Source organism: Mucilaginibacter sp. OK098, assembly GCF_900142915.1.
GTDB lineage: Bacteria > Bacteroidota > Bacteroidia > Sphingobacteriales > Sphingobacteriaceae > Mucilaginibacter.
In genome coordinates this window covers 1-14,329 of the sequence record NZ_FRCM01000010.1, presented here as the reverse complement: position 1 = coordinate 14,329, position 14,329 = coordinate 1, and the positions used below count along the sequence as shown (strand labels likewise).

Below are 14,329 nucleotides of genomic sequence, written 5' to 3'. Positions count from 1 at the left end.
CCTAATTAATTTTTAAAGCAGTGCTCTCTTATCTTTTGGAGGGCTCTATTCTTTCTTTTTCTTATATTTTCTGATGTTGTTTTATATGTTTCACATAGTAAATGCATTGTGCTATCGCTAATGTGTCTTGTGGATTCCAAGCACCCCTCAGCGGCATAACTGTTGACAATATGTTGGTCAATTTCTTTCAGGCGAGCCATTGCCTCTCGCAATAACTTAACATACATTGACGGCTGTTCTTCCGGTGGTGGTTCAAATAATGTATCGAATACATCGTAGGAAGGCTCTTGCGCTTCTGTGCACTCCGTTTCAGCATCTTCATTTTTCCGCAGTGCATAAAGCTTCAAAAAATGCCGATTGGCAATCTTTCCTAACCAAGCTTTTATGAGTTTTTTGAAAACAGCGTCTTCACCTACGATAATAGTAAAATTATCTATAGCAGCAAAAGCGCGGATAAAAGTTTCCTGTGTTAAATCACGTGCAAGGGCGTCACCACCTGGATAAACCTGACAGTTCTGCGAGGCTACTTTAAAAATATAAGGCGCAAACCGCCTATAAAATTCCGTTTGGTATCGGCTCACTGAAGATTCTTCTTCAATTGATTTTAAACCTAATACTAAGTCCCGGTCGGAAAGATCTTTCAAGCTCTTTACCACGGATAAGGTATTCGTTGTATTATTCATGATCCACACATTGCGTTATACCTATATAATCCCAAAGCGGGACAAAATCACCCTGTCCCGCTTACAGGTTCTTGTTGTAAAATACGAAAATTATGAACATCCATGAAATTTTGATTATTGACATCGAGCTGTATGTCAGGGAAAACCGCGAAATCCCGAGAGGTCACCATTACCTGATAATGGTTGACCGTTTGAAGTACAAGGTAGAGAAAGAATGCCTTACAGGCCACGAAATTTTAAAACTGGCAGGTAAAACACCACCAGAACGCTTCCAGCTTAACCAACGCTATAAGGGTGGTAAAGTGACTAGGATAGGCTATGACCAGGAGGTAAGTTTTGTTGAACCAGGCGTGGAAAAGTTTATGACAATCCCACTTGACCAGACTGAGGGAGAAAAGTAATGAGAAAACAGTTCCCCCTCCCTGAAGATGATATCATCTTCTTAGAAAGTCAAGGCATGGAATGGGAAACGGTAAATAATCAAGGCATGCACTGGGTAATCCTTTACAATTATCCGGTGCCGCCTGGTTACCAAATCGACAAAACCACTGTTGCGATAAAAATCGAAACAGGCTATCCAAGAACCGGCCTGGACATGGCCTACTTCTATCCACCATTGGCACGTGAGGATGGGCAACCGATTGGGGCGGTCGTTCAACAGCAAATAGATGGTCTGTCGTTTCAACGATGGTCGCGTCACCGCACTGTTGTTAATCCGTGGCGCGAGGGGGTTGATGACCTGTCCACCCACCTCAGCCTTGTCAATTTCTGGTTTGAACAAGAATTTATTAAAAGAGCAAATGCAATTACAACTTAAAATATCCGGTGCACATCACCAACAATTAGTCAAACACCTGTTTTCTGGCGATGGGCTGGAATCCGTAGCCGTAGCGCTTTGCGGTAGGAATTCTCAGCCCTGTGGAGAAACGTTGCTCGTACACGAGATTCTCCTAATACCGGATCAGGATTGCCTAGAAAGAAGTGTTGGGCGTTTGCAATGGCCAACTGAGAGAATTATTCCTTTCTTTAACCGAGTTGCTTGTACAGACTTAGCGATCCTAAAAATACACAGCCATCCAGGCGGCTATGATCAATTCTCCAAAACTGATGACGAATCAGACAGAGAATTTTTCAATTCGGTGTTTGGTTGGACAGATAGCGATGCCCCTCATGCGAGTTCCGTAATGCTGCCAGACGGTAATTTATTTGGCCGATTCATTTATCCTGACGGCAATTACTTGCCTATTGATAAAATATCAGTCATTGGTGATACAATTGCCATTAATGAGTTAACCTCGATCGACGGCCTAGATGCTTTTGCACAGCGAACAATTCAAGCCTTTGGACAAAAAACGTATAACCTACTCAACAGCTTAGTCATCGGCGTTGTTGGCTGTTCGGGTACAGGCAGCCCAACGGTGGAGCAACTCACCAGGCTAGGTGTTAAAAAGCTCGTCTTGATCGATCCCGACTTCGTCGAACACAAAAATTTAAACCGGATTTTAAATACTAGCGTCCGTGATGCAAATGAGCAAACACCCAAGGTAAAAGCCTTAGCAGATGCCATAAGGTTGATAGGTCTTGGCACGGAAACGGAATGTTACCCGTTCAATCTTTATGACCACCTTCCATCGTTACAATCTCTATCCGGTTGCGATGTTATCTTCGGTTGTATGGATAGCATAGATGGTCGGCATTTACTTAACCAACTATGCAGCTTTTACCTAATTCCCTATTTCGATCTCGGCGTCAAACTGGAAGCCGACGGCATCGGCGGTATTCAAAAAATCTGCGGGTCGGTGCATTATCTTCAACCTGGCGGTTCATCACTCATCACGCGTGGCGTTTACACTACGGCAGACCTACGTGCATCCGCACAGTTCCGCCAAAATCCTGAAGAATATGCAGCTCTACGGAAAAATGCCTATATAAAAAACGTCAATGTCAACAGTCCGTCTGTTATTAGCGTGAACATGCAGATTAGCAGCCATAGTATCAATGAGTTCTTGAACCGGCTACATCCATATAAAGCAGAAGGCTGTGCTAACTATGGCCTTAGCACAATTGACCTTACTGAGAACTGTATTGTTAATGTTAGTGAAGATTCATTTGAAATCGACGGTTACCTTCGCAAAAAAACAGGCCGAGGTGATATCATTCCGTTCATCGAATTCTCAGATATAGCAACATGAAATATTTAAAAAACATTCTTGCCCGTTTAAAAATTTGGAGTGGCCCGCAGAGGTACTTTCGTTACCAGTTTGAAAAAGATATCCCCGAAACGGTTGCTCCGAATAAGATATTTATCATTGGTGAACCTTGCAATCAATGGCTATCTGTACTGAAATGCCCTTGCGGTTGTGGAATGACAATCAACCTTAACCTACTCAATGAAGCAAGCCCATGTTGGACGTTTTTCATAAGCAGACAGAAGATTAGTTTAAAACCCTCTATTTGGAAGAAAACCGGATGCAAAAGTCATTTTTTTATAAAAAATGGCAAAGTAAAATGGGCTAAAGGTCAGCATCTTTAACATAAAATATACTTTGAACTTTCCCCACCCGGCACTATGCAGCGTTGGCCAGGAGCATAAAGGCCTACTAGCGCCCCGCGTTTAGGTTGCCACCACGCTACGTAGTTGTTATGCCTTCCGAAGCAAAACTTATCTACAAACAAGATTACTTCTCTTTCCCTTCCCAATTTTTAAAACAATTTTCCCTTCAATTTATTGAATAGCTATGATAACAGTGATCGGCATTTTTGAAAACGCAGAACTGGCAGATGAGGCCAGTTCGTACCTTTTGGCAAATGAATTTGAAAGCGAAAACATTGACGTGCATACCAGTGGAAGCGATGCTGCCGGGCAGGAACGGGTAGGCGACTTTTTCAAACATATTTATGAAGACGGAAAGCAGGCCGCCCACTACGCCTCGCTGGGGCGACAAGGTACGGTGGTTACCGTGCATGCCGTCTCGGCCAGGGAGGCGCAGGAAGCGGTTGACGTATTGAATAATTACGGCGCCGTGGATGTTAATGCCACTGAAGAAAACCCTGGCGGTGCTGAATCCCGCAGCCAAGTGATAGAACGCATAATTGCGCCCGAAAATAGATTGAGGTAATTGAATGGTGCCTGGCGGGAATATCGCTCGCAGAGTCGACTCACCCGATCGACTCCGCTAGCCAGCGGAGGGATCACCCTCTCTGCTACGCAAAGAGGGAAGGAAAAAGTATTTCAGTCTTCGCAGGGTCTCCTCAATGCTATTAAATTAAGGACACCTTAAACATTTAGCCCCCTCTAAATCTCCCCCGGTAGGGGAGACTTTAGCTTCGCCCGCGTTTATTTTTTTCAAGTCCTCCCTACCGGGGAGGATTTAGGTGGGGCTATTGGATGCTGCTATGTGGTTAGTATAACCAACATTTTCTTAACTTAATTGCATTGAGGGGCCCCTGCAAGGGACCCTGCGCCGCGTGCTAAGTATGCGGCATTCTTCTATGTCATAAATTTTTACAAACCCAGCAGGGTCCGCTCTGCGAGACCCTGCTGGGACATAGGGACAAATGTGGCATAACGACTGATAACGCTACTGTTAACGCATTGCATATCTAACAAAAAATGAAAATTAAAGTGCGTTAACAGGAAATATATTTTCATATATTTAAACAATAAAAAAACCTTGCCTTACCATGCCTGCCTTAAAACAATCTGATACCCCTAATTCCGCCCAAAAGCTATACTGTGCCGTTGCGTCTGAAATGACTGCTGGAAATCTAAGGAATGATAGTATTAAAGCTGTTGGCAGCGTACCAGGCATGGCCATTCAACACAAACCTGCCGTTCAAAAAAAGCCGGGTGAGGGAGAAGAATTACCCGTGCAGCGTAAATTTTTCAATGCAGGCGTTAGCACTCCATTGCAGGCGTTCCAACCTATCCAAAAGAAAGAACAAACGTTTGATACAAATACTGCCTCTGGCACATCCAATAAAGTGCCGTTCATCCAGGCAAAACTTACTATTAATGCCCCTGGCGACCAATACGAACAGGAGGCAGATGCTATGGCAGATAAGGTGATGCGGATGCCGGCCAATGGCTTGCCGTTTTCACCTTCATCATCATCAATACCCCCCATACAGCGCAAGTGCAGTGATTGCGAAAATGACGAAAAAGTCCACCGGAAAGAAACTTCTTCCCAACCCGTTGAGGCCGGTAACGATGTTTCTTCATACGTCAGTTCGCTTTCCTCCAAAGGTTCGCCCATGCCCGGGGATGCAAAAAGCTTTTTTGAGCAGAGGTTTGGACGCGATTTTTCAGATGTAAAGATCCATGATGACGGTGTTGCGGCAAAATCAGCACAGTCGATCAATGCATTGGCGTATACCCACGGGAATAATATTGTTTTTAACCAAAATCAATTTTCGCCGGAAACCGATAGTGGGAAAAGGTTGCTTGCCCACGAGTTGACGCATGTGGTGCAACAAAACGTTTCTTTAAATAAAGTGGTTCAAAAAGCCCCGGATGAACGGACGGAACTCCAAACGCAGTATAATATCACGATTGAAAAAGGCGATAAAGACTGGACTGACGGTGAAATCAAAATACTAAAATCAGCACTTGGCAGGCTTGTTGGTAAGGAAAAGGACGTGGTTAGAAATTATAAGTTTATCCGATGGACATCTCAAGAGTCAAGACGTAAGCACGACCTTGATTATAAAGAACCGAAGGTGGAAGAATGTGGTTTCCATGAACCCGATATGATTAACGGTGTGTATAAAATATCCATGTATGATAAATGCTTTGCCGATCCCGAAGCGGTCAACTCTAGCTTGTCTGGAATAGATAAAGGCGAGTTTGAGTTGCTTCACGAAATTGGACACGCTTTGGAAATAGCCGAATATCGTACGGCTTATGAAAATCAGATAGCTACTAATAAGGCTTATATGTACGCCATCGAAAAAAAATTCCCTTCCGGGGAGGAACAGGAAAAACATAAAAAAGAGATTGCCAAATTGGATGCCGCCGACAAAGCTGCAAGAAAAGTGTTCGACATGGCCAAGGACAGGGTGATAAACGAGTTTGTAACATTAGTTAAGGACAAACCCCGTATTATTCCCAGTATTACTGATCCTCCTCTCCCAAGAAATTTTAAAGAGGAATTCGCGGAGGCCTTTGCCATTTTTAAGGCAGACCCCGATTTTAAGAATGGTAAATACGCTGATGTTTATACCTGGATGAGCAAAACCGGTTATTTAACGAAAATTATGGCAGCGGTTAAACAAAAAAAATAAATTACCCACCCGTGCCAAGCGTGCCACTCCCTGCGCCGCGTGCTAAGTATGCGGCATTCTTCTATGTCATAAATTTTTACAAACCCAACGCAGGGTCCGCTCTGCGAGACCCTGCTGGGACATAACGCGTTGCCGGTGTGTAGCTTGCCGGCAGGTATTCCCTTCAAAAGGCCTGCATCACTATTTGGCTGCTAAATGTGTGGAAGGAATTCCCCGAAAATTACTTAATTATTTGATAATCAATATATTAATTATAGGTAAAAATAAATGTAATTGATAATCAGCATGTTTCACTTTGTTCCGGGTGTTCCGTGTAAAAATGGAACGCTTCATTCTTCAGTCTTCGCAGGCTCTCCTGCAAGGGAACCTGCGCCGCGCGCTAAGTATACGGCATTCTTCTATGTCATAAATTTTTACAAACCCAGCGCAGGGTCCGCTCTGCGAGACCCTGCTGGGACAGAGACAGCTAACCGAAAAACAAGTCCCTGCCTGTGCTAGTGAAGATAACAGATTCAATTTTCACGTTATTTCTTTTTACGTTTTTCAAGCATGTCCGCGATGCTGATGGACGAACATTCAGCGATCAGGGCGGTTAAAACCGCAGGCGGCAACGCCTCCCCATCCGTAAAATTGATACAGCCTTTCTGGAATTTGGCGGCGGGTAACAGATCGGCGTATTTGGAATGAAGGGATGGGTTCATATACATGGGCAGGCAATGCAGCGACATATAGTTTTTGGTGCTGGCCAGCCCGTATTTCATGTAACAGCGCTCTTCATACAGGATCATTTCCTTACCCATCATTGGCTTTATCACCGGGGTTACGGTCGGGTCATTAGCCAGTATTGCTTCATGGAGCGTAGTTAAGGTAGCCTGCCTTTCTGCCGGCACACTGCTGATGTATTCGGTTACGGTCATGGTTTTATTTTATCGGTTATTTATTGATTGGCTTTTTATAACAGCTGGTAAGACTCCCGAAGATAGTTAAATAAAGCCGGGCGCAAATCATCCAGCAATGCGATCCGGATATGGTTTTCGAACTTATTACCCGAAGCTATGCTTTTGATTACCGGTCTTTCGGGATGCGGCACCTTAGAATAAAACTTCACGTCCAGCTCCTTTTTCATCGGCCGGATCACCAGGAAGGTTAGCCGCCGGGTAAAAACGATACAGTTCGGGGTGATCCCAACCAGCACGCCATCCCAATCCGCCACCTCGGCCAGGATCTTATCAAACACCAGCACAAGCTCAGGCGGTCGGCCCTGGAACAAACTATCCAGGCTTACCCGCGCGCAATAATGCCTTTGCTCCGGTTTGGGGAGTTCCCGCTCACATTTCGGACAGATCCAGCTCATATGCTATGAAGTTAGGGTTTTGATCTTCAAAAATAAAATCGCAGCGGCATATTACTTCTCTATAAAGTTTAAACCGGAGATCATGAGTCGCCGCCATACTAGTCTTGCGTTCATGTCCCGCATAGAAGATCCTTCGCTCGCGCTCAGGATGACAAATTAATATCTGCCTGGATGAATAAGCACGAAAATTACATGGCGGATTTTAAACATGCTATCTTTGTGCAAAATGCAGCACCAAGAATTTGAACCTCCTGAAGAGCTCCGGGATACCATAAAGTGCTTCTGGTACAACAGGAGAGATTCCGGGGAACCAGGGTCAAGTTTTGAAGTACAACCGGACGGCTACGCAGAAATTATTTTTCATTTCGGGAGCGCCCTTAGCATTTCTTACAATGGGGCCAAGCAGCCATTGCCATCCCCGTTTATGATGGGGCTGCTCAATCAGCCTGTTGTTTTTTACACGGAAAACCGTTTGGAGATCATTGCGATCAGGTGCTTTCCCTGGACCGTGTTCGATTTGCTCGGACTACAGCCCGGTAAAGGCGGCGTGCGTATATTTGAGCATCCTATTGCCCGGCTTCAATCCACGCTGAATAGTTCGATACATGCGGGCAGGATAGATGAAGCGCTGGCTGAGGTAAAACAATACTTCCTGGATGCACGGTCGGAGATTGCTGGCGACAGTATGTTATACAAAGCGGGAGTTGCTATGAGGAAAACGAACGGCACCATGCCGGTAAGCCAGGTAGCGGCGGCGGCTCATGCTACGGTTCGTACACTGGAAAGGAACTTCAAGCAATCTTCCGGTTATAGTGTTAAGGATGTGTCTGGCCTGATGCGCTTTGAGCAGGTACGAAACCGGTTATGGCATTACCCGGATTGTAACCTTGCTGGCCTGGCTCATGAGTTGGGTTATACGGACCAACCCCATCTAAGCAGGGAGTTCAAGCGTTACAGCGGCATTACTCCGGGGGCATTCGCGCGAAAAGCGAAGAAAGGGAAACAGGCTGTAAGCAACGATTTTGTCGCGTTTATACAATCCTAACTCAAGGGCGTTCCGGAATTTTGTGCTTTCAATTAATAAATATGAAAGCAACATCAGAAAACAATAAATCCACACAAAATAATTCTATACACGATGTAATTATCGTAGGCGCAGGGCCTGTAGGTCTGTTCCTCGCCTGTGAACTGGCCCTGGCCAAATGTTCAGTGCTGATACTGGAAAAGGCAGAGGATCCGCACTCGCCATTAAAGCAGCTTCCCTTTGGGATCCGGGGGCTTAATGCGCCTACTATTGAAGCGCTTTACCGCAGAGGGTTGCTAAAAGAACTCGATATACATAAACGCCTTAAAAACCCTCACTTAAATACCAAACAAGGGGCCCGTCGCCAGGGAGGACACTTCGCCGGCATTGTATTTTATGACGATAATATTGACACTTCACAGTGGAAGTATCGCCTGCCAGGCTCAACAGACGCCAGCCTAATTTCTGAAATGGAAGAGCTTGAAACGGTTCTGGCCCGTCGTGCAGAAGCCCTGGGTGTCGTGATCAAACGCGGGCTTGCCATTACCGGTTTTCACCAAACAGCAGATGGGGTGACAGTTAAATCAGGTGACCAATCTTTTAATGGTAAATACCTCGTGGGTTGCGATGGCAGCCGGAGTGTTGTTCGCAAGACGGGCGGTTTTGAATTCGCCGGTACGGAGCCGGAATTTACCGGCTACTCTACCCGGATTGACATTGCCGACCCGGAGAAACTAAGCCCGGGCCGCAACGTGACGCCAACAGGCATGTACCTGCAATCGCAGCCAGGTTACGTCATCATACAGGATTTTGATGGCGGGGCATATCATCATTCAAAAAAGCCGATCACGCTTGAACACGTACAGGAAGTGCTACGCCGCATCTCGAACACCGACGTTACTATCAGCGCCCTGCATATCGCAACTACGTGGACCGACCGGGCACGGCAGGCCACAACCTATCGCAACGGACGGGTCTTTTTAGCCGGCGATGCCGCCCACATTCACGCTCCGCTGGGAGGCCAGGGGCTTAACCTTGGGCTGGGCGATGCCATGAACCTTGGCTGGAAACTTGCCGCAACCATCAGGGAGCAAGCGCCGGAAGGCTTGCTGGACAGTTATTATACCGAACGATACCCAATTGGTGCACAGGTTTTAGATTGGTCGCGCGCCCAGGTTGAAATCATGAAACCGGGGCCCAATGCCCGAGCACTAAATGCAATTGTTCGCGACATTATGAATACGCGCGATGGCGCTACCTACTTTGCAGGGCGGGTGTGGGGCGTTAACCTACATTACAATCCTGGTAGCAACCACCCTTTAACAGGCCGTAGCGTTCCCAACTTTGAGTTGGAAAACGGTATGAAGATTGGCGAGTTAATGTACGATGGCCTAGGAATCCTGCTTGATTTTGAGATAAATACTTCACTTAAGACTTTGGCGGGTGAGTATGGCGACCGAATCAAATATGTTTCGGGCCGGGCGAAGGAACAATTAGGCTTGAGCGCTGTACTGATCCGCCCCGATGGGATTGTCGCCTGGGCTTCTGACAACGACCCGGATTGCAGCGAGCTCCAAAAAGCTGCCGCTAGTTGGTTTGTTTGTAGTTAAGGGATCAGGCATTGAAAAGAGTTAAAGGTCGGAGAAGCTCTACTTTTCACACTTTCTAAATCGTTTAAAAAGTTCGGCCTTTTGCCGGTTCCCTCTACTGGCTCAAAAAAAGCCTTGAAACGCAAATTTCAGGGCCTTTTTTGTGCAGTTTTTCAATATTTATAAATAACTGAAAATTAATAAATTATTAGCTCGATCCAGCCGGGGTCATACTTACTGGACAAAAACTCCTGCACATACTCAAACTTCAATATAAGTAGCTGATTTTCATCAGCATATTCAAAAATTATTAGTTCAACGCATCTTGCCATTTGGGTTTTACAAATAACTCTTAATCACCCATTTAATTACAGGAAATATTTGTTTTTAATAATATTTTTCATGTATATTTAATAAGTATTAGCCTTGTCTTTAAAATGCGCTCTATAAGCCTTCTATATATTATTCGAACGAATTTTTACTAACCATCTTTTGGCGTTATTCATATATAATTAACCATAAAACAACAAATAATATTATATGAAAATACTTTATCTAAAAGCATTTTGCAAAATTTTAATGATTTTGCTTTTTAGCGCATTTTTTCAAAATGTTAAAGCAATTAACCGGGTAGGATCAATAAAAAAATTGATGTTGATTGATCCTGATTTTAAAATCAGGGACACTACTAAACATATTTCAAAAAACAAGGCTAACTACAAAGGGGTGAGCAACGTTCAGGACCCTCCTGAAGATGGTGTAGATGATAATATTGTTGCGCGGCATGAACAGGAGGTAAAAAGAACAATGGACCCTGCATTGAAGATTGTACCGGTTGAAAGGCTGATTCAGGCAAGGAAAATAAAGGACCAATTGCTTATTCAGCACGCCAGCAATATTAAAGGCTTAAGTTCAACTAATACAATTAGCTCAATTGGATGGACTGAAAGAGGGCCAAATAATGTTGGCGGTCGTACCAGGGCTTTATTATTTGATTTAAATGATAAAGCTAATGGTTATAAAAAAGTATTTGCCGGCGGGGTAGGCGGTGGCTTGTGGTACACCACTGATATTACAGCCGCTACCGTAATATGGCATAAAATAAATGATTTTTTTGAAAGTATAGCTATTAGCTGCATAACGCAAAATCCGGTTAATCCCCTGGAGATTTATGCAGGAACAGGTGAAGGCTGGTTTAACGGTGATGCTATCCAGGGATTGGGTGTGTGGAAAAGCAGCGATGGCGGCACTACGTGGAATAGGCTGACATCTACAAGTACCTTTACATCGACTAATAGTATTTTGGTGGATAAAAATGGGGCGGTATATGTTGCCGGAGTAGGATTAGGGATACAAAAATCTTCAGATGGCGGAACTACCTGGAACCAGGTTATAGCAGCTCCGGGCGACGGGGCAGACTTGCAATTAGCTGCTAATGGCGATGTTTATGCGAGCACAGGTGTTTTTAGCACCGGGAATATATTTATGTCTGATTTTTCTGTTAATGGTGCTAACACCGGCAATGCAGGTACATGGACAAATATTACTCCTGAAACTACAGGTGTTATAACACCGGCAACCCAAAGTTGGTGGCGCATTAAACTGGCCTGCGCACCAGGCAATTCTAATATTGTTTATGCTTTATTTGAAGGAAATAATACCTACGACCTGACATCTGTTCAGCAATACAACAAGGGTACAAATACCTGGGGCGTTAAAGCTGTGCCTCCCGGATCCTCGTTTTCAAACGGGCAGGCATGGTATTCTATTGCTGCAGCTGTTGACCCCAATAATGCAAATACTTTATTTGCCGGCAGTTTGGATGCTGTAAGATCAGCTGATGGAGGTTCTACATGGACCCCTATAACTCAATGGTACACAGGAGAAATAAGCGGGATGACCGCTTCACAATATGTACATGCCGACCATCATGCTTATGTATATCCACCGGGGTCATCAAGCAGGTTATTAATGGGAACCGACGGAGGGATATTTTATACCCCGAGCGCCAATGCTACCGGAGGAACACTACCCGCTTTTACTGCACAGAATAGTGGTTATAATGTTACCCAGTTTTATTCGGTGGCATTACATCCAACCAATAATAATTACGCTTTAGCAGGAGCACAGGATAATGGCACGCAACAATTTAATGCTGCTGGTTTAAATAGTACAACAGAGGTAACAGGTGGTGATGGTGGAGATGCTTTTATAGATCAGTTAAACGGAAATACCCAGATCGCCTCTTATGTTTACAATAACCATTGGATCTCTTTAGATAACGGTGTAAGTTTTACTGAGCATTTTTTTGGAAACACAGGCTCATTTATAAACCCCTCGGATTATGATTCCAATCAGAAAAATTTATATTCAGGTTATGGGGCTAATCAATATTTCAGGTGGAATAATGTTATATCAGCTGGTTCACCCAGTACTTCAATAGTTACAGTAGCAGGCTTTAATAGTAGTAATATTACTTCAGTAACGGTGTCTCCTATTACCAGTAACCGGGTATATTTTGGCCTGGATAACGGAACCATAGCTGTAGTGAATAATGCAAATGTTGGGACAAGCAACGCCAGCGTTATACTAAGCCCTAATCCGGCACTTAATAATATCTCGGTTTCATGTGTTGCTATTGACCCTGCATCAGAAAACCATATTTTAGTATCGTACTTCAATTATGGTATTGTAAGCCTGTTTGAAACAAAAAACGCTACAGCGGCAACACCGGTTTGGACAGCCGTAGAAGGTAACCTGCCCGATATGCCTGTTCGTTGGGCTATGTTTTATCCGGGTGATGTAAGCAAAGCTTTGATTGCTACCGAGCTTGGCGTATGGACAACAGATGCGCTTAGTGGAAACTCTACCATTTGGGCCCCTTCAAATTCAGGATTGGCAAATGTGGAGGTTGATATGTTAAAGTTTCGCGCGTCTGACCGGACGTTGGCAGCTGCCACACATGGCCGCGGATTATTTACAACGATTTTACCCGCAGGTTTACCCACTATTAGTTACAGCAGCCCTCATACCTATAACGTTGGTACAGCTATTTCATCACTGGCGCCAACAAGCAGCGGTGTGGCTGCCCCCGGCTATAGCGCCAGCCCGGTTACAGCAGGCTCAGGGTTCAATAATCCATACGGTGTAGCGGCAGATGCTCCCGGCAACATATATGTGGCCGATTACGGTAATAATGCGGTAAAGAAGATCCCGGTGGGCGGTGGTGCTCCGGTTACTATAGGCTCCGGCTTCAGTAATCCGAAAGGTGTAGCGGTTGATGCCGCAGGGAATGTATATGTGGCAGATAACGGCAACAATGCAGTAAAGAAGATCCCGGTAGGCGGCGGGGCCCCTATTACTTTAGGCTCCGGGTTTAATCAACCATATGGCGTAGCAGTAGACGGTGCCGGGAATGTTTATGTGGCCGATTACGGCAACAATGCGGTAAAGAAGATCCCGGTAGGCGGTGGCGCCCCGGTTACTTTAGGCTCCGGCTTCAGTAATCCGGGTGGTGTAGCGGTAGACGCTGCGGGCAATGTATACGTTACCGATTATGGCCACAATTTGGTAAAGAAGATCCCGGTAGGCGGCGGTGCCCCTATTACTATAGGCTCCGGGTTTAATCAGTCGGTTGGCATAGCGGCAGATGCGGCGGGCAACGTGTATGTGGGCGATAATGGCAACAATGCTGTAAAGCAGATCCTTGTTGGCGGGGGCGCCCCGGTTACTATAGGCTCCGGCTTCAGTAATCCGAAAGGTGTAGCGGTCGACGGTGCCGGCACCGTATTAGTGGCCGATTATTTAAACAACGCGGTTAAAAAGATCGTTCCTGTTGGCGGTTATTATATAGCGCCCTTCTTACCTGCGGGCTTAAGCTTTGCAACCGCTACGGGTATTGTCAGCGGAACCCCAACAGTAGCGAGTCGGGCAACAAATTATACCATTACTGCTTATAACGCTGACGGCAGCAGTATAGCTACGCTGAATATAAAAGTAATCTCAAACAATGCGGCTCTTGCAAACCTGATTATTAGCAGCGGTACGTTAAACCCTGTATTTGCAGCAGCTACCCTCAGCTATACGGCAAACGTACCAAATGCCGTATCAACCCTGAAAATAACCCCAACAGCCAGCGATGTAAATGCCACCATAAAAATTAACGGCACAACAGTAGCTTCGGGCACAACCTCCGCAAGCCTGCCATTAGCAGTAGGTACAAATACTATTACCACTATTGTAACATCATCAGATGGCACCGCCACCAAAACTTATACGTTAACAGTAAACAGGTCAGCAGTATTATCAAGCAATGCGCTGTTAACGTCTATAAAAGCAAGCCCTGTTAGCACATTGACTGCGGTAAGCGGGCCCGGTTATAAGAATTACAAAACAG

Annotated in this window: 12 protein-coding genes; 9 read left to right on the top strand and 3 right to left on the bottom strand. The window is 45.2% G+C overall.

The features are described 5' to 3' along the window. Positions 1-5: 5 nt before the first annotated feature. Positions 6-683, bottom strand: a complete 678-nt coding sequence (locus BUE31_RS27455) for an RNA polymerase sigma factor (RefSeq protein ID WP_073407085.1) — start codon at positions 681-683, stop codon at positions 6-8. Positions 684-775: 92 nt separating this feature from the next. On the opposite strand from BUE31_RS27455, the gene BUE31_RS27450 reads away from it, so the two are divergent. The 6 genes from BUE31_RS27450 (at position 776) to BUE31_RS27425 (ending at position 5,966) form a co-directional block, all read left to right on the top strand. Then, positions 776-1,084: a multiubiquitin domain-containing protein gene (locus BUE31_RS27450; RefSeq protein WP_073407084.1), complete on the top strand. Its 309-nt coding sequence runs from the start codon at positions 776-778 to the stop codon at positions 1,082-1,084. Beyond that, a complete protein-coding gene (locus BUE31_RS27445) occupies positions 1,084-1,500 on the top strand; it encodes an E2/UBC family protein (protein ID WP_073407083.1) in 417 nt (138 codons plus the stop codon). The genes BUE31_RS27450 and BUE31_RS27445 overlap by 1 nt, the downstream gene beginning before the upstream one ends. Further along, entirely contained in the window at positions 1,484-2,875 is a 1,392-nt protein-coding gene (locus tag BUE31_RS27440; RefSeq protein WP_073407082.1) for a ThiF family adenylyltransferase, read from the top strand. Before BUE31_RS27445 ends, BUE31_RS27440 begins: the two co-directional genes overlap by 17 nt. Next, entirely contained in the window at positions 2,872-3,216 is a 345-nt protein-coding gene (locus BUE31_RS27435) for a ubiquitination-like system serine protease family protein (protein ID WP_073407081.1), read from the top strand. The genes BUE31_RS27440 and BUE31_RS27435 overlap by 4 nt, the downstream gene beginning before the upstream one ends. Positions 3,217-3,421: 205 nt before the next feature. Then, entirely contained in the window at positions 3,422-3,802 is a 381-nt protein-coding gene (locus tag BUE31_RS27430) for a hypothetical protein (RefSeq protein ID WP_073407080.1), read from the top strand. A 565-nt stretch (positions 3,803-4,367) separates the two neighbouring features. Continuing rightward, positions 4,368-5,966, top strand: coding sequence for an eCIS core domain-containing protein (locus BUE31_RS27425; protein ID WP_073407079.1), 1,599 nt, complete (start codon positions 4,368-4,370; stop codon positions 5,964-5,966). Positions 5,967-6,490: 524 nt separating this feature from the next. Here the strand turns inward: BUE31_RS27425 and BUE31_RS27420 are convergent. Continuing rightward, entirely contained in the window at positions 6,491-6,883 is a 393-nt protein-coding gene (locus tag BUE31_RS27420; protein ID WP_073407078.1) for a DUF1801 domain-containing protein, read from the bottom strand. Positions 6,884-6,918: 35 nt separating this feature from the next. Then, the gene (locus tag BUE31_RS27415) at positions 6,919-7,320 is read right to left on the bottom strand and encodes a DUF5655 domain-containing protein (RefSeq protein ID WP_073407077.1); all 402 of its coding nucleotides are present in this window, start codon (positions 7,318-7,320) and stop codon (positions 6,919-6,921) included. A 226-nt stretch (positions 7,321-7,546) separates the two neighbouring features. Between BUE31_RS27415 and BUE31_RS27410 the strand changes: the two genes are divergently transcribed. The 3 genes from BUE31_RS27410 to BUE31_RS27400 all read left to right on the top strand — a co-directional run. After that, complete coding sequence (locus BUE31_RS27410; protein ID WP_083620421.1) at positions 7,547-8,365, top strand: AraC family transcriptional regulator; 819 nt, start codon at positions 7,547-7,549, stop codon at positions 8,363-8,365. Between the two features lie 41 nt (positions 8,366-8,406). Next, complete coding sequence (locus tag BUE31_RS27405) at positions 8,407-9,954, top strand: FAD-dependent monooxygenase (RefSeq protein WP_073407075.1); 1,548 nt, start codon at positions 8,407-8,409, stop codon at positions 9,952-9,954. A 519-nt stretch (positions 9,955-10,473) separates the two neighbouring features. Further along, positions 10,474-14,329, top strand: a 3,856-nt coding sequence (locus BUE31_RS27400; protein WP_143167285.1) for a cadherin-like beta sandwich domain-containing protein, incomplete at its 3' end; no start/stop codon positions are given.